Annotated in this window: 16 protein-coding genes; 9 read left to right on the plus strand and 7 right to left on the minus strand. The window is 37.5% G+C overall.

Annotated elements, in window-relative coordinates; genetic code table 11:
• The first annotated feature begins 355 nt into the window (after positions 1 to 355).
• The 3 genes from IGJ02_RS15920 to IGJ02_RS15930 all read left to right on the plus strand — a co-directional run bounded on the left by IGJ02_RS15920 (position 356) and on the right by IGJ02_RS15930 (position 3,168).
• Positions 356 to 1,333 (plus strand): ABC transporter substrate-binding protein, encoded by a 978-nt coding sequence (locus IGJ02_RS15920; RefSeq protein ID WP_430602697.1) that lies wholly within the window; start codon positions 356 to 358, stop codon positions 1,331 to 1,333.
• Between the two features lie 81 nt (positions 1,334 to 1,414).
• A complete protein-coding gene (locus IGJ02_RS15925; RefSeq protein ID WP_010762201.1) occupies positions 1,415 to 2,365 on the plus strand; it encodes an ABC transporter permease in 951 nt (316 codons plus the stop codon).
• Positions 2,365 to 3,168, plus strand: a complete 804-nt coding sequence (locus IGJ02_RS15930; RefSeq protein WP_010762200.1) for an ABC transporter ATP-binding protein — start codon at positions 2,365 to 2,367, stop codon at positions 3,166 to 3,168. Before IGJ02_RS15925 ends, IGJ02_RS15930 begins: the two co-directional genes overlap by 1 nt.
• A gap of 62 nt (positions 3,169 to 3,230) precedes the next feature.
• Here the strand turns inward: IGJ02_RS15930 and IGJ02_RS15935 are convergent, their stop codons facing one another.
• Positions 3,231 to 3,443 (minus strand): zinc ribbon domain-containing protein, encoded by a 213-nt coding sequence (locus IGJ02_RS15935; RefSeq protein ID WP_010762199.1) that lies wholly within the window; start codon positions 3,441 to 3,443, stop codon positions 3,231 to 3,233.
• Between the two features lie 195 nt (positions 3,444 to 3,638).
• Here IGJ02_RS15935 and IGJ02_RS15940 point away from each other — a divergent pair, with 195 nt between their 5' ends.
• Together IGJ02_RS15940 and IGJ02_RS15945 are read left to right on the plus strand one after the other, a co-directional pair.
• A complete protein-coding gene (locus IGJ02_RS15940; protein WP_430602698.1) occupies positions 3,639 to 4,625 on the plus strand; it encodes a biotin--[acetyl-CoA-carboxylase] ligase in 987 nt (328 codons plus the stop codon).
• Positions 4,626 to 4,759: 134 nt separating this feature from the next.
• The gene (locus tag IGJ02_RS15945) at positions 4,760 to 5,731 is read left to right on the plus strand and encodes an LPXTG cell wall anchor domain-containing protein (RefSeq protein ID WP_010762197.1); all 972 of its coding nucleotides are present in this window, start codon (positions 4,760 to 4,762) and stop codon (positions 5,729 to 5,731) included.
• Between the two features lie 83 nt (positions 5,732 to 5,814).
• On the opposite strand, the gene menA is transcribed toward IGJ02_RS15945, so the two are convergent.
• From menA to pplA, 3 genes are all read right to left on the minus strand, one after another.
• Positions 5,815 to 6,768: a 1,4-dihydroxy-2-naphthoate polyprenyltransferase gene (gene menA, locus IGJ02_RS15950; RefSeq protein ID WP_430602699.1), complete on the minus strand. Its 954-nt coding sequence runs from the start codon at positions 6,766 to 6,768 to the stop codon at positions 5,815 to 5,817.
• 11 nt (positions 6,769 to 6,779) lie between these two features.
• Positions 6,780 to 7,853, minus strand: coding sequence for an FAD:protein FMN transferase (locus IGJ02_RS15955; protein ID WP_010762195.1), 1,074 nt, complete (start codon positions 7,851 to 7,853; stop codon positions 6,780 to 6,782).
• A gap of 541 nt (positions 7,854 to 8,394) precedes the next feature.
• Entirely contained in the window at positions 8,395 to 9,324 is a 930-nt protein-coding gene (pplA, locus tag IGJ02_RS15960; RefSeq protein ID WP_010762194.1) for an extracellular electron transfer flavoprotein PplA, read from the minus strand.
• A 265-nt stretch (positions 9,325 to 9,589) separates the two neighbouring features.
• Here pplA and IGJ02_RS15965 point away from each other — a divergent pair, with 265 nt between their 5' ends.
• The 4 genes from IGJ02_RS15965 to IGJ02_RS15980 all read left to right on the plus strand — a co-directional run bounded on the left by IGJ02_RS15965 (position 9,590) and on the right by IGJ02_RS15980 (position 13,631).
• Positions 9,590 to 11,497, plus strand: coding sequence for an NAD(P)/FAD-dependent oxidoreductase (locus IGJ02_RS15965; RefSeq protein WP_010762193.1), 1,908 nt, complete (start codon positions 9,590 to 9,592; stop codon positions 11,495 to 11,497).
• A 108-nt stretch (positions 11,498 to 11,605) separates the two neighbouring features.
• On the plus strand, positions 11,606 to 12,028 hold the full coding sequence (locus IGJ02_RS15970) for a NusG domain II-containing protein (RefSeq protein WP_010762192.1): 423 nt from the start codon (positions 11,606 to 11,608) through the stop codon (positions 12,026 to 12,028).
• Positions 12,029 to 12,044: 16 nt separating this feature from the next.
• Complete coding sequence (locus IGJ02_RS15975; RefSeq protein WP_034683622.1) at positions 12,045 to 12,605, plus strand: Gx transporter family protein; 561 nt, start codon at positions 12,045 to 12,047, stop codon at positions 12,603 to 12,605.
• Positions 12,606 to 12,644: 39 nt separating this feature from the next.
• Positions 12,645 to 13,631 carry a polyprenyl synthetase family protein gene (locus IGJ02_RS15980; RefSeq protein WP_430602700.1) on the plus strand — a complete coding sequence of 329 codons (987 nt, stop codon included), beginning with the start codon at positions 12,645 to 12,647 and terminating at the stop codon, positions 13,629 to 13,631.
• 38 nt (positions 13,632 to 13,669) lie between these two features.
• Here IGJ02_RS15980 and gor read toward each other — a convergent pair whose 3' ends face one another.
• From gor to IGJ02_RS15995, 3 genes are all read right to left on the minus strand, one after another.
• On the minus strand, positions 13,670 to 15,022 hold the full coding sequence (gene gor / locus IGJ02_RS15985) for a glutathione-disulfide reductase (RefSeq protein ID WP_010762189.1): 1,353 nt from the start codon (positions 15,020 to 15,022) through the stop codon (positions 13,670 to 13,672).
• A 66-nt stretch (positions 15,023 to 15,088) separates the two neighbouring features.
• Complete coding sequence (locus IGJ02_RS15990) at positions 15,089 to 16,330, minus strand: peptidase U32 family protein (protein ID WP_430602701.1); 1,242 nt, start codon at positions 16,328 to 16,330, stop codon at positions 15,089 to 15,091.
• Between the two features lie 13 nt (positions 16,331 to 16,343).
• Positions 16,344 to 17,264 (minus strand): peptidase U32 family protein, encoded by a 921-nt coding sequence (locus tag IGJ02_RS15995; RefSeq protein ID WP_430602702.1) that lies wholly within the window; start codon positions 17,262 to 17,264, stop codon positions 16,344 to 16,346.
• Positions 17,265 to 17,323: the final 59 nt, after the last annotated feature.

The following is a 17,323-nucleotide window of genomic DNA, read 5'->3' on the forward strand; positions in this document are numbered from 1 at the left end:
TGTTCAGAAAATTTAAAAAATGAGTTGACAGTAGACCTCCTTTTCCTTTATACTAAACACAATTCAATTTGCGGAGGGATCTTTTATGACATACTCAATCAACGCACAACTGAATAAAGCTTACTTTAGCTACTTTAGATAGTTTTGTATTCATGCAATCGTGGGTACAAACAGCAAAAACCTGTTTTTGTATCTATGATGGCTAGAGCGCTTTGTATTGAACAAACAGCCACCTAGACATTCCTAAGTGGCGAATAAAGAAGTGTTTACCTACGACTTTTATCAATCCATTTAGGCATATTGTCTAAATGGATTTTTTGTTTTATCAACATCAATCATAATTGGAGGAATCAAGATGAAAAAGAAACTAGTAGGACTAAGCATCATGTCGGCAGTAGCATTATTGGCTCTTGGCGCATGTGGCGATGGCAAAAAAGCAGCTAACGGAACAAATAGTGACAGTAAAAAAATCGGTGTGTTACAACCTGTTGAACATGGCTCACTAGATGCTGCATTTGAAGGATTCAAAGAAGGCTTAGCTGATAACGGATTTAAGGATGGCGAAAATCTGACGATTGAATACAGCAATGCACAAAATGATCAAGCCCAATTAAAAAGTATGAGTGAAAAACTAGTCAAAGAAAAACCAGACCTACTTTTAGGAATCGCAACACCTGCCGCTCAGTCTTTATTGAACGAAACAACAGACATACCGATTCTAGTCACAGCAGTTACTGACTTAGTCAGCGCTAAATTAGTCAAATCCGATGAAAAACCTGGCGGCAATGTTACAGGAACTACCGATATCGTCCCAATCGACAAACAAATTGCCCTATTATTGAACATTGTGCCTGATGCTAAAACTGTGGGGATTATGTACAACGCAGGGGAAGCGAATTCTAAAATTCAAGCTGATATGGCTGAAAAAGCCTTAAAAGAAGCTGGAATCAAAGCAAAAATTTTAACGGCAAATTCAACGAATGACGTACAGCAAGTAACGACAAGCTTAGCAAAAGATGTTGATGCCATTTATATCCCAACAGATAATACTTTCGCCTCAGCAGCTGCTGTTATCGGTGAAGTAGCGAAAGAACATAAGATCCCGGTTATTGCAGGTTCAATCGAACAAGTTGAAGAAGGTGGCTTAGCAACTGTCGGAATCGATTATAAATCACTAGGTAAACAAACAGGTGTTATGGCTGCAAAAATTCTAAAAGGTGAAGCAAAACCTGAGGGCATGCCTGTTGAAAAAGCGAAAGACTTAGAACTTTTTGTAAATAAAGACATGGCGAAAGCCTTAGACATCGATCCTGATACGATAAAAGCACCTTAACATCTAAACAATTGTTGAGAAAATAAGCGACTAGCTTTTTCTCAACTGTTACATACTAATTATTGAAAGAAGCTGATTTTATTGTTAGACATACTACTATCCTCAACCTCTCAAGGTCTTCTTTGGTCGTTACTTGCCATTGGAGTCTTTCTAACTTACCGTATTTTAGACATTGCTGATTTGACGACAGAAGGAAGTTTTCCTTTAGGCGGCGCTGTAGCCGCAGTTATTTTAGCAAAAGATCCGACCACTTGGCCGGCGCCTATCCAGTCTTTATTTGATATCCATTATATGATAGCGCCAATCGTGGCATTGCTTTTTGCTTTTATTGCTGGCATGTTAGCAGGTCTTGTTTCGGGACTACTGCATACAAAATTAAAAATCCCTGCTTTATTAGCAGGAATCATCACAATGACAGGTCTTTACAGTATCAACTCACGGATCATGGGCGCTCCAAATATTTCTTTGATTGGGACAGATTCGATTTTCTCTCACGCTCAGTCATTAGGTTTCACTAAAGTCAACAGCGCGATAGTTGTCGGTTCGATCATTGTACTTTTGGTTATTGTCTTACTTGTCTTATTCTTTAAAACTGAAATCGGCTTAGCCACACGAGCTACTGGTGACAACATCGACATGAGTGAAGCCAATGGGATCAAAACAGACAATATGAAGATCATCGGATATATGCTATCTAATGGTTGTATTGCACTATCAGGTGCTTTACTTGTACAAAATAATAACTTTGCTGATTTGAATTCTGGCATTGGAACGATCGTTATCGGGCTTGCTTCAATCATCATTGCTGAGGTTCTCTTTAAAAATAAATCACTTGGTCTGCGTTTGATTACAATTGTGATTGGTGCCATCTTGTACCGTTTTATCCTCGCTTGTGTTTTAGAGCTACGCGTTGATCCCGCGGATTTGAAATTATTCTCAGCAATCATTTTGGTCATCTGTCTCTCTTCACCTCTGATTCAAAAAAAATTAGGATTTTCTAAGCTTGGAAAACGTAAAGGAGGAGCAAATTAATGGAGCCTGTATTAACAATCAAAAACTTACACCAATATTTTGAACGCGGAACAGTTAATGAAAATCACGTATTAAAAGGAATTGATTTGACCATCAACCAAGGGGAGTTCATTACAATCATCGGTGGAAACGGCGCTGGTAAATCTACTTTACTAAATAGTATCGCTGGCACATTGCCGATCGAAGAAGGTCAGTTAGCTTTAAACGGTAAAGACATCACAAAACAACGTGTCGTTGCCCGCTCAAAACAAATCAGCCGTGTTTTTCAAGACCCTAAGATGGGGACGGCTGTTCGTTTAACTGTGGAAGAAAATATGGCACTTGCTATGAAACGTGGAAAAAAACGTGGTTTAGGCAATGGCGTTCGCAAAAATGACCGAAATTTCTTCAAAGAACAATTAGCTAGTTTGAATTTAGGATTGGAAAATCGTTTAGGTACAGAAATTGGTTTACTATCTGGCGGACAACGTCAGGCGATTACCTTGCTAATGGCTACCTTGATTCGCCCAGAATTGATTTTACTAGATGAACACACAGCAGCACTTGATCCTAAAACATCGATCACTGTCATGGAGTTGACAGAAAAATTGATCCAAGAGCAAAATCTAACGGCATTTATGGTGACGCACGATATGGAAGATGCGATTCGTTACGGCAACCGTTTGATCATGCTACATCAAGGTCAAGTCGTAGTAGATGTACCTGCTGAGCAGAAAAAGGATTTAACTGTCAATGAATTGATGGAGATGTTCCATAAAAATAGCGGTACTGAATTAAAAGACGATCAGTTATTATTAGTTTAAACAAAAAGGAAGTTCAAGTGATCGTACACTCGAACTTCCTTTTTCATTTATTTAGTTGGCGATTAGCCACCTATTAAAAAGTCTAAAACATTCCAACCATCTGATGTTTGTCCACGGTATAATTCCGTAAAGCCGCATCTCGTACAGCTGACTGTGATAAATTTTTTATTTTGTACGTCAAATATTTTTGCGAAGTTTCCTCCTGTTGCTTGAAACTGATCGGAAACATAGTGCTCATTTCCACACTTATCACAAATATATTGTTGCTTTTCCATTTTCCCAACTCCATCTCTCTATTAACTTTCTAGTTCAATACTTTGCTTCTCATTCCTACCATTTGATTATAACAATTTTTCAAGGTGAAATCATACATCTTTAGAAGGATTTTCCTCTCCTCTTTCAGACGTATTGCAGTTGACCGCTCTTCCTCACATCAGATACAATGAAACTACTATAAAGGAGCGAGGTCTATGTCTACAAAAAGTCAGGTGTTAACTTTATTAATGAAACAAGCGCCAGCGTTTATTTCAGGAGAAGAAATGGCGCAACAACTTTCTTTATCACGTACAGCGATTTGGAAAGCCATCAATGAACTGAAAAAAGAAGGTCATATTATTTCAAGTAGCCGCAATAAGGGCTATTGCTATGATAAATCAGACGTTTTATCCGCGGAGGGAATTCGTTTAGCTTTAGGTTCTGCAACTCCTAACCTGGCAATAACGGTTCTAAACTCTTCAGAGTCCACAATGAAAGATGCTAAACTGGCCGCAATAAACGGAGAACCAGATAATACATTGATTGTAGCGGATATCCAAGAAGCTCCAAAAGGACGGTTTGGCCGACCGTTCTTCTCAAAAGCAGGCAGTGGTATTTACATGAGCATGTTATTAAGACCGAATCAAAACTTTGAAGAAATGGCGCAATATACTGTGATCATGGCGGTAGCGATTGCTCGAGCAATGGACAATCTGACACCTGTACAAACTAAAATCAAGTGGGTCAACGATATTTATATCAATGGCAAAAAAGTCTGTGGGATTTTATCAGAAGCCATGAGTGATGTAGAATCAGGACAAATTTCAAACGTCATTATCGGTATGGGAATCAATTTTTCTTTAAAACAAAATGAGTTTCCAAAAGAATTAAGAGAAAAAGCAACCTCTCTATTTCCAGAAGATGAACCAATCATTACAAGAAACGAATTGATTGGAGAAATTTGGAATCAATTTTATGCCATACTAAATCAACTACCGGAACAAAGTTTTTTAGAAGAATATCGCCAAAAATCGTTTGTCCTTGGGAAGACCGTCTCTTTCACGCAAAGTGGCATTGACTATAAAGGGATCGCAACAGCAATCAACGATCATGGTGAATTAGTTGTCCAACTTCAAGATAAAAAAGAAAAAGTACTTTCTTCTGGAGAAATTAGCCTGAACAGTATAAATCCAACACTTTAGGATTCATAACTAAACATAAACCTTAAGATTCCCTTAAGAAACGCGAAAGTTTTCTTACCTCTATTTGCTATATATTTCCGTTATGTTACATTTGTATTGCAAATGATACAAATATTACAAAAAGGAGAATAGTTATGAAAAGAATTGTTTTTTGTTTGGTTGCATTATCGCTTGCTCTTCCAATCACAAGTTTTGCAGAGGAGATATTATCTACCACTGAGGATTCAAAAGTTGAAAGCTCTTCAGCCTCAACACAAGACACAGAAAAAAATGATGAGAAAATTGTGGAGAACAGTTCTTCTTCCACATTAGATTCAAGTTCCTCCGAAACATCCAACACTATTGGAAATCTGTACGGTGACATTATCCACACAACACTCGTTGTCTTTCAAGGAGAAAAAGTGACGGCTGAAATGCTCTACCAAGATGGAGGTTTTCATGGTGCTGCATTTAGAGATCTTAAACTTTTAGACGAAGCTCCAACAGATAAACTAGGAAAAAATTTAGTCAACGTTAGCTTCATGCTTTATCCTTGGGAAGAGGATCAAGGAGAAAAACAAGAAGTTATCCTAAATATGGCGTATACAGTAGTAAAAACTGCCCCAACTTACAATATACAGTTTATCTCCTATGATTCTGACAACAAACAAGTTAAAGGAAAAGTATCATCAGTAGATGGCGTAGCAGCAAGTAACGTTCATATATACGGAGACAATACTGCTAACTATGATTCAGCACCTGCAAACATAACATTATTTTATCCATTTGTTGATCTAAATAATCCTGTTTCAACAGATGCTGAAGGTTACTTTACACTTTCTTACCAAGACAATTACAGTTTCTTTGCTTTTAACAGTGAAACTAACGACTATTCACCTGTCTACACATTGAACGATAAAACCTTCGCTGGTGTCTCTGCAACTACAGACACATCTAACCCTGTGGAAAGTACACAGTCCTCTTCTGAGAAAAAAGAAGAAAAGAAAAAAGATCTATTTCCAAATACAGGGGAAAAGAAAACAGTTTACGTTTCAATTGTCGGTATTGCCATTATTTTACTAGCTATACTATTTCTATTCATTAAGAGTAAAAAAAATAAAAAGTAGTGTTTGAAAAAGGGTTGTTAAAATAGAGCGTAAAAAAAGAAGGAAGCAGAGTCGTTGTTGGTTACTGCTTCCTTCTTTTTTATTTAAATTTTTTCTAAAATGATCGTCAGTAATAGACCTAATAAATAACTTCCATTAAATACCATCAAATTTTTTATCGAATAACCAAAGCTTTTAGGATGCGGCAATTCCTTTTTGAACAGCTGAAGATTGTTCCAAATAACTGGCAAAGATAAAAATACAGTTAAAATCGGCCAGCGATACACGCCAAATGGCAAGCCAATCAAAACAACCACATAACACGCCAACATCAATAGTTGAAATAAAATCAAACCTTGCTTTCTACCAATATAATAAACCAATGTATATCGGTGATTCTCAATATCTGTATCTAAATCTCTCAAATTATTTGCCAGCATGATATTCGCAATCGTAAACACCATCGGTAAAGAGGCCCAAATGATCGCTAATACTGCCCACAGATTGCCGGTCAAAGCGAATATTCCACGACTCCAATCAAGCATTAGATAAAACGGAGGACTCACTTGTACATTCAAATAAATCGTCAGCGCAAAAATCCCAAGTCCCATAGTAAATCCGCTAAATACTTCACCTAAGGGCATACGAGAGAGCGGAATCGGACCAAATGTGTAAAAAATACCAATAAAACAGCACACTCCACCTATTACCAAACATAACCAACCTGTTTTAGCAGTCAAAAAAATTCCGATAACTGCTGCAAAAGCGATCATTCCAAAGATCATATTTCTAACTAGAACTGGCGCAATCCCTGAACTGCCAATAATATTCTCTTCATATTTGTATACTTGCGATTTTGCTTTCTTAAAATCCATATAATTATTGATTGCGGTCGTCGCCATATCGAATACAACCATTCCAATGAAAAATAACAGGGTATACCCTGCGTGAAACTGATTAAAATAAGCTATCGAAAATAGCACCCCAATTGCAAAGGGAAATAGACTTGCTAATTTCGTCTGAATTTCCACAACTTGCAAAAACACTTTCAAAGACATATCCGTTCTCCTTATTTCAGGTCTTTACGATCACCCATTGTATAACCTGAATCTTTTCCTAATTCAAAAATCTTTTCGATATCTTTACTTACAAATACTTTATCCTCTTTTGTAACAAAAATCACATCGACATCTTTCAGACCTTCAGCATACTCCAAGCCTTTTTTGACTCCCATAGAAAATACAGCGGTTGATAATCCATCACCATCGATCGATTCATTTGTAATCACTGTCACACCAGCAATATCATTATCAAAAGGATAACCTGTTTTAGGATCAAATAAGTGATGATATTTTTTCCCATCTACTTCTAAAAAGCGTTCATAGATACCTGAAGTTACTAATGTCTTATTACTTTCTTGAACCGTTCCGATTACGGTATTACGTGCTTTGTTAGGATCTTGAATTCCGACATTCCAATCCATATCCTTACCGCGAGGACTATGTCCAAGTACATAGACATTTCCACCTAAATCCACGATTGCAGTCGTTACACCATTGTCTTTTAAGACTTTCACAACTTCATCTGTAATAAATCCTTTTGCAATCGCACCTAAATCAAGCTGCATGCCCTTTTCTTCGAGATAAACTGTTTTTTCTTCATCATTTAATTTTACTTTATGATAATCAACTAATTTTAGCGCTTGATCGATTTCTTCTTGTGAAGGCTTACGAGCATCGTCAAAGCCAATATGCCACAATTGGGTGATTGGCCCGATTGCCATATCAAAACCGCCGGAAGAATCTTCACTGTATTCATATGCACGTTTCAACAATGGATAAATATCATCAGAAACTTTGACGGGTTTTATACCAGCTTGTTCATTGATTTCATCGATTTCTGAACCTTTTTCATTTACAGTGATTTTATCCCCTAGTTCCTTGACACGAGCAAAGGCTTTTTTCAGGACATCTTCTTTGCCATCATCATAGATTCTTACTTGTACATACGTCCCTAGAAGTGATTGTTGATCTGAATAAGGTTCTTTGTTGATTTTTGATCCCTCATTTTTTGAGTTACATCCTGCTAGAATGACTAAAAATAGTGCTGTTATTAAAATGATCAGTGATTTTTTGTTTTTCATCGTATCCCTCTTTCTAAATAGAAAAATTATCTTATTTATAGTAGCGCTTTTTCTCTTGAATGGAAAGGATTTTCTATTTGTTGATTGTGTTTTTAAATAAATGGGAGTAACTAACCTTTTACTGTTCATCATCCACTCTGGCAAAGCTCGTCAGGGTGATTCTTTGTATTTATAAAATCACTTTTTTTTGAACCCAGATTACCTTTGGGTGTTTGAGATTATGGCGTTGGGTGATTCCTAGTATGGTTACTTCTCTCCCTTTGGTCGCCAAGTACTGTTCATCATCCACTCTGGCAAAGCTTGTCAGGGTGATTCTTTGTATTTATAAAATCACTTTTTTTTGAATCCAGATTACCTTTGGGTGTTTGAGATTATGGCGTTGGGTGATTCCTAGTATGGTTACTTCTCTCCCTTTGGTCGCCAAGTACTGTTCATCATCCACTCTGGCAAAGCCAATCGTGGTGATTCACAGCAAAAAGCAGAATCCAGATAAGTATCTGAATTCTGCACATCATTATCTTTCAATTTACACTATGAAAAATTATTTTTTCATTACAATATTGTCTACAACGATTTCGTTAGTATCGCCTTTCTCAGCAGCGTTGATCAATTGTTCTGCATAAGTTACAAATGAATGTGAGCTGTGAGTTGCGCCAGTTACGACTTCTACGTTTGCAGCTGAGCCGTCTTTTTCGTTCATCGCTTTAACTAATTCTTCGTTTAAAGTTTTAATATATTCAGCTGGACCTACGCCTGATTTGTCTTTCATGTTTTTGTTGTAGTCAGCATCATCTTTTTTAGATTTGCCTTCATCATTAACGTTATCGTAGTTAGATTCTGTTACTTTGCCATCTTTAACAACGATTGAAAATTCAGTGTGGTAGCCGTTTGAATTATTTTTTTCTTTCAATGAATACTTACCATCTTTAAGGTCAGCCCCATTGTCGATTTCGATTGTTTTAGTATCTCCAGCTTGAGCTGCTTGGATCAATTGTTGTGCATAGTTTTGGAATGATTCACTAGAGTGAGTCGCACCAGTTACAACTTCTACACCGTCAGCGCTTTGTGCTTTAACAAAAGAATCGTTCAATTCTTTAATATATTCAGCTGGGCCTACGCCTGATTTGTCTTTCATATTTTTGTTGTAGTCTTTATCATCCGCCTTTGATTTACCTTCAGCGTTGATATTGTCATAGTTAGATTCAGTGATTTTACCATCTTTAACAGTCATTTCGAATGTTGCACGGTAACCATTTGATTCATTTTTTTCTTCTAATTTATAAGTACCATCTTGTAAATCTGCACCAGCTTCTTTTTCTGTTGCTTTAGAAGATTCAGCTGTTTTTGATGTTGCAGTACTTGAATCAGATGATTTTGCTGTATCTTTCTTTTGATCTGATCCACATGCTGCTAATAAAAGAGATGAAAGTGCGATAGCTGTGAAGCCCTTTACAATTTTGTTCATTTTCATTTTTGTTCACCTTTTCCTTTTCTTAAACGTTCACAAATTAAGTTTGTGATATAATTTACATTCTATAGAAAATTTCAATTATGTCAATTAAAGTTATAAAAGAAAGACAAAATTTTACCCGTTTTTCACACTTTTTTAATAATAAAAATTTATTTCCTATATTTAAGAATTGTTATTAGACAAAACCTGAATATCGCTATATAATGAATTCGATTGTGTAATTATTATCATTTTCTATTTTATTTTTTTAAGGAGCGGATTATCAATGACAAAGCAAAAAATTGTCGTTGTGGGAGCTGGTTATGCTGGAGTTTCAGCTACTAAATTTTTAGCCAAAAAATTGAAAAAAGATTCTGACGTTGAGATTACTTTAATTGATCGTCATTCTTACCACACCATGATGACTGAGTTGCATGAAGTAGCTGGAGGACGTGTTGAGCCTTCTGCGATTCAATATGACTTGCAACGTTTATTCTCACGTAAAAAGAATGTTACTCTTGTAACAGACACTGTAACTGGTATCGATAAAGACAAAAAAGTCGTTCAAACGAAGTTAGGTTCTTATGAATTTGACCAATTGATCATCGGTATGGGTGGCGAGCCAAATGATTTTGGTACTCCTGGAGTTAAAGAACATGGATTTACTTTATGGTCTTTTGAAAACTCTCTGAAAATTCGTGAACATATCTTGGAAACAGTTGAAAAAGCTGCAATCGAGCCAGATCCAGAAGTCCGTAAAGCGATGCTGACATTTGTTGTCTGTGGTTCAGGATTTACTGGTATCGAAATGGTCGGCGAATTGATCGACTGGAAAGATCGTCTTGCAAAAGAATTTAAACTTGACCCTAATGAATTTACATTAATGGTCGTTGAAGCAATGCCAACAATCTTAAACATGCTTTCTCGTAATGATGCAGCAAAAGCTGAACGTTATTTAGAGAAGAAAAATGTGAAATTGTTGCTTAACGCACCAATCGTTGAAGTAGCTGCAGACCATATCAAATTAAAAGATGGTTCTTCTGTTGCAACTCACACATTGATCTGGACTGCTGGTGTTAAAGCAACTTCTGATGCTGCTGACTTCGGTTTAGAATCAGCTCGTGGTAATCGTTTGATTGCAAATGAATACATGCAAGCGAAAGGCTACGAAGACAAAAATATTTATATCGTCGGTGACTTGGTATATTACGAAGAATTTCCTGAAACGCCAACACCACAAATCGTTCAAGCTGCTGAACAAACTGGTCATACAGCCGCTGCAAATATCGTAGCTGACATCAAAGGTAGCGAAAAACACAAATTCAAAGGAAATTATCAAGGGTTCATGGTTTCTGTCGGCTCTAAATGGGGTGTGGCAAACTTATTTGATAAAATTCACCTTAGCGGTTTCTTAGCAATCATTATGAAGCACATCGTTAACTTGAAATATTTCTTTGATATCCGTTCTGGTTATTACATGTTCCAATACATTATGCACGAGTTCTTCCATATTAAAGACGACCGTAATGTAACACGTGGACATTCATCTCGTTATGGTAATGTTTTATGGAGCGTTCCGTTGCGTGTATTCTATGGTATGGTTTGGTTAGTCGAATCTATGAAGAAAATTGTCGGGACTGGCGATTACTTGAAGCCAAGCACTTGGTTTGGTGAGGGTTCATGGTTCACTGATAAAGTTGCCTTCCCATTCCCTTGGTTACAAGAACAAGTAACAACTGGTGCATCTGCTGCAGGTGGTGGCGCTGAGGCAACTGAAACGACAGCTAAAGCTGCTCAATTTGGTTTAAGCTATGCCTATGGTGAAGAGCCAATGCAAGTATTTGATCATATGCCTAAATGGTTTGAAAGTGTTATGAAATTTATGATGCCTAACCAAGAAGTTGCTTTGTTCATGCAAAAATTCATGACAATTGTTGAAGTGTTGATCGCTTTAGCATTGATCGCTGGATTATTTACTTGGTTAAGTAGTGCCGCTACAATTGGTTTAACGATTGCATTCTGTCTATCAGGTATGTTCTACTGGGTAAACATTTGGTTTATCTTTGTAGCATTTGCTTTGATGAATGGTTCTGGGCGCGCACTTGGTTTAGACCGCTGGGTTATCCCTTGGGTACAACGTACACTAGGTAAATGGTGGTATGGAACACCTAAATCTAGATACGGTAGTAAATAATTACTTTTATAGCAAAAATCTAAGAGAGTTCTAGGTTTACTCCTAGAACTTTCTTTTCTCATTATGATAGAATATATTCAACTAAAAACTACAAAGGAGAGGAAAGAGTTGAATTTTAAAGAATTTATTCAAAAAAGTTATATACGTCCGTGGGATATTGTTATTATTTTACTTTTAACGATCAGTTCTTTCTTGCCCCTTGTTGTTTTTGGCATACAAAATACCGCCCAAGACGATGCTGCAAAACAAGCCGTCTTGAAAGTAGATGGTGAAGTCATCAAAGTTTTTGAGCTAAAAGAAGATGGCCCAACTTATACATACAAATATGAAGCAGCTGATGGCGATTACAACTTGATCGAAGTCAGCGGAGACAGAATCCGTATGGTTGAAACTAACTGCGGAGATCAAATTTGCGTACAACGAGGATGGATATCCAAAGCAGGAGAAACACCGATTGCTTGTTTACCACATAATCTATTCATCACAGTTGAAGCTTCTGACGGGAGTGAGGATGGCAGTTTGATTTACTAAACGTTGCCAGTATATTATGAGCAAATTACAAAAAAACATCTATATTTCCATGTTAGTTGCCCAAGGTGTGATCATTGGCTTAATTGAAAACATGATTCCATATCCCTTTGCTTTTGCTCCAGGTGCAAAATTAGGATTGGCTAACTTGATTACAATTATTGCCATTTTTACCATGAGAAAAAGGGACAGTTTCTTTTTAGTCTGTATGCGTTTGATTTTAACTACTTTACTTGGAGGAACGATTTCTACCTTCTTTTACAGTGCTAGTGGTGCGTTACTTAGTTATTTAGGTATGCTCATCATCATGCAGCTAGGACCAAAACGTGTCAGTATTATTGGAATCAGTGCAGCTGGTGGCTTTTTGCATAACGTTGGGCAATTATTGACCACTTGTTTCTTTGCTCAATCGTGGGCTCCTATGCTATATCTCCCATTTCTTTCGTTTATCGGCTTATTATCTGGCATTGCGATAGGAATTGCGGCTAACTACTTGCTACGCCATGTTCAAACACTACGGCAATTCCAGTTAAACTATGAATCAACAACCAAACATAAATGGAGTCAATATTTCCAGTAACATCTTAGTCTGATCGAGTACAATCAAAGGAGCCATTTTATGAACATTCATCCAATGTGGAAAAAATATCCTGAACTAGCAAAAGATTTAAACAGCACACTAAAGCTAATGGAAAATAGTGTTAATTTAAAAAACAAAGAGGTCGAAAATGCGGTCATGTCTATGATCCATTCTGGTGGTAAATTGTTGCGACCAGCCTATCAACTTTTATTTTCACAATTTGGTGAAAAAAGAGAAGGAAAAAAAGCTGTTGCCTTGGCAGCGGCTATCGAGTTACTTCACACTGCAACCCTGATCCACGATGATATCGTAGATGATGCAGATATCAGACGCGGCTTACCAACTATACGATCTCAATTCGGCAATAGCACGGCGGTTTACGCTGGCGATTATTTATTTGTCAGCTGTTTTAAATTATTAGCCGATTACTCCTCTTCTTTAAAGAGTATCCAGCTGAACTCCAGAAGCATGGAAAAAATATTGAGTGGCGAATTGGGCCAAATGGACAATCGCTATAATCTTGACATGACGATCGATCAGTACCTTGAAAATATTTCTGGTAAAACTGCAGAACTTTTTTCATTAAGTTGCTTTGTGGGTGCCTATGAAAGTGGAACATCAGATCGATTTGCTAAAAATTGCGGAAAAATCGGGGAAAATATTGGGATTGCTTTTCAAATCATTGACGATGTTTTAGATTATACACAAAGTCCTGAACAAATCGGTAAACCTGTTCTAGAAGATGTCCGTCAAGGGATTTATTCACTGCCACTTTTATATGCTTTAGAAGACGGTCGTGAAATGTTACTTCCTTACCTTGAAAAAGGAGAAGAACTAACTGATTCTGAAACAAATAAAATCTACGAACTCGTCCATTCATTTGGCGGTGTTGCTAAAGCACAGAAACTGGCAGAAAAATATACACAACAAGCATTAAAAGGGATTAATAAATTACCTGAAACATCTACTGATGCTAAAAATGAATTGTTAACAATCACACAGGCGATTCTTGCACGAACAAATTAAAAATAAGGATAAAACGTCAGCCGTTTTATCCTTATTTTTTATCTCATCGTCACAAATTCTTCAGAACCTGTCGGATGAATCGCTACCGTATTATCGAAATCCTTCTTCGTAGCACCCATTTTAACAGCGACTGCAAAGCCTTGCAACATCTCATCAACGCCAAGACCAATACCATGTAGTCCAACAATTTTTTCCTCTTCGCCAACACACACTAATTTCATATCGCATTTTTGGCGGTACTCTCCTAGTGCAAAATACATTGGAGTAAACGTTGATTGGTAGATCTTGATATTCTCGTCACCGTATTTTTCTTCTGCTTCTTTTTCAGTTAGACCAACCGTAGCAACTGGCGGATGAGTAAAGACAACCGTCGGAATTGTTTCATAGTCTAAATATTCGTGTTCTTTTCCATTAAATAAACGTTCTGAAAGTCTTCTCCCTGCTGCGATAGCAACAGGTGTTAAATCGATTTTACCAATCACATCTCCAACAGCATACACACCAGATTGTGTTGTATTTTGAAATTTGTCAACTTTTACATAACCTTTATCTGTTAGTTCAATATGGGTATTTTCTAAACCTAAAGTATCCGTGTTTGGTTGGCGACCCGTTCCGAATACGATACTGTCAGCTATAATTTTAGTCCCGTTTTCAAAAGTGATCATCAATTCTCCAGATTCAAACTTCTCAATCGAACGAGGAGTTGAGTGAGGATAAATATGCATACCATCTTCGCTATAATGCTCAACCACTTTTTCAGAAAGCATTTCATCGAATTCTCGCAACGGACGCTCTTTACGAAATGCCCAATGTGTTTCAGCACCTAATCCGTGAAGTGTTCCAGCAAGTTCAGCTGCTATATAACCTGCGCCAATAAATACGACTCGTTTCGGTAGCTCTTCTAAAGCAAAAAAGCCATTAGAATCTATTGCATATTCTTCACCAGGAATGCCCAATTTTTTAGGACGTCCGCCAGTAGCAATCAAAATATGGGGAGCTGTATACATTTCTCCACCTGCTTCAATCGTATGATCATCCACAAACGTTGCATACTCAGATAAAACGTCTACTTTGTTACTATCTAATCCGCGATGATACGCTGCATGTAAATTATTGATATATGCTTCACGATTTTGAACAAGTTTTTTAAAACTGAAGTCTTTTACATCCACGTCAAATCCGTATCCTTGTGTATCTCGTCTCATCATTTCCATCATCGAACTTGCTTGCCACATTACTTTTTTAGGCACACACCCAACATTGACACACGTTCCGCCAATATCTGCGGCTTCAATCAATAAAACGCTGGCCCCATGCATTCCTGCACGATTGGCAGAAGCAATTCCACCACTACCGCCACCGATTACGATGTAATCATATTGTTTTACCATTATTCACTTATCCTTTCTGCAATGAAAGGGATAAGCTATTAAAAGCCAATCCCTCACTCAAATTATTTATTTCTTCTTACGAATCATATCACCAACCGCTACTGGTTCTTCAACCGGCATCGTTAAAATCATCATTGGATTTGGTGCCCGATCGATCGACTCGCCATCTTCATTATACATAACTTCTACTGTTTGATGGAAGTGATTGAACCCAGGACCATAAAATTCAATTTCATCGCCTACACTAAAATGGTTTCTTTGACGAATCGTTGCGACTTTTGCCTCAGGATCATAAGCCATAACTTCCCCAATAAATTTATATTGAGGAATCTTGCGACGCTCTCCAAATAGTTGTTCTTCATCTGTCGGTACATGATAATAAAAACCCGTTGAAAGTTCTCTTTGCGCAACTTTCCAGAGTTCATCGATCCATTCTTGTTTGCATTCATAATTTTCAGGATCTTCCATATACGTATCGACAGCTTTTTTATATACATTCGCCACAGTTGAAACGTAGTGAATTGATTTCATGCGTCCTTCTATTTTAAAACTATCAACACCGTTTTGAATTAATTCAGGAATATGTTGGATCATCGCCATATCCACCGCACTCATTGAAAATTCTTCTTCGACTTCACCTTTATTAGTCAAACTTGTACGTTCACCGCCAAAAGGCATATCATAAAGCTCATATTTCCAACGGCAAGATTGAGAACAGCCGCCTCGGTTAGCATCACGCATAGACATATGATTAGACAGCGTACATCTACCTGAATACGATATACACATTGCGCCATGAATAAACGCTTCGATCTCAACATCCGTATTTTTACGAATTTCGGCTACTTCACCCATTGACACTTCACGTGCTAAAACAACACGTTCTAGCCCTTCGTTTTTCCAGAATTCCAATGTTTCATAATTGGTAGCTGAAGCTTGTGTAGACAAATGAATCGGTAAACCAGGCGCTTCTGCTGCACAAATTTCAATCAAAGCTGGATCAGAAACGATTACTGCAGAAATACCAACATCGCGGATTTCTCTGAAAAAGTCCCCTGCGCCTTCTTGATTCCCTTCATGCGTGACCATATTTGCTGCTACATAAACTTTGGCCCCGTGTTCTTTAGCGAAGGCTACACCTTCGATCATATCTTCTTTTGTGAAATTGCCTGCACGGCTACGTAAACCATAAGCATTTCCGCCAATGTATACTGCATCTGCTCCGTAATGAATTGCTGTTTTTAGTTTTTCTAGCGTCCCTGCTGGTGCTAAGACCTCAGGACGCTTCAGTGTTCGTTCTTTTGTCATGTGTTTTTTCTCCTTATTTTATCTCGTCTGGATCTAAATCAAAAAATCCAATGTCTAAACCACGATTTTCTGGATGCAAAGCTTCGATTTCATCAATTGCTTTTTGTGCCTCAGCATGTGACCAAAGACCTGATTCGAGTTTTTCTTTTGCATCTACGAATTGTTTAGCTACTTTTACAAAGTTCTCCCCTGGCGCGTAAATCCCATCAAGTTTCCATTTTGTGTAATTATGTTCATGAAGCTTGTCCAGTTCACCAATTAAATTCACATCATTATCTGCAAAAATATGCGTACCGTGACTGTCTTCATAAATTGAATAGTGTGTCTCTTCTTTTTTAGGTTCTGATATAAACAAACCACGTTCTTTGCCAGCTGTTTCATCATTTTTAGTAAAATTATAGTAGTTTTGCAGCAATGGCCGTTTTGATTGGTGGATGCATGTAGCACCATACACTAGAACTTCAGCTGGAACCATCAAGTTATCCTTCATCGCTTTCATTTCTTCAAAAGGAACTTCACGTGCCAATACTGCACCAATTGCTCCACGTTTCGCCCAAAAATTGATTTGGCGAGAGCTAGTCACTAAGGTTTCGCCATCGTAAATATATGGGATATCAATGCCATCACGCTGCATCACAAATACAACACCTGGATCCCCAACTGTTACTTGGTCTACTTTGATCTCCTGCAAAAATGCCAAATATTCCGGAACCTTCTTCATTTTTTCAGGATGCATAATGCCATTCAATGCAACCGTTACTTTTTTACCGACTTCGTGTGCTTTTTCAGTAATAGTCCGCTGTTCCTCACGAGAAAATGACGTCGGCAAGCGTAACCCGAACAGCTCTTCTCCAATGTATAACGTGTTTACCCCTACTGCTAACAAAGCCTCTGCTTGTTCAATCGACTCAGCAGTCGCAATAAGTTCAATCATTTTGTATCCTCCTTTAAAAGCTGAATGAGCTTGTTCTGCTCCGTCTGAAAATAGAAAAA

The organism is Enterococcus sp. DIV0724b (genome assembly GCF_050531475.1).
In the GTDB taxonomy this organism is placed as follows: domain Bacteria; phylum Bacillota; class Bacilli; order Lactobacillales; family Enterococcaceae; genus Enterococcus_L; species Enterococcus_L haemoperoxidus.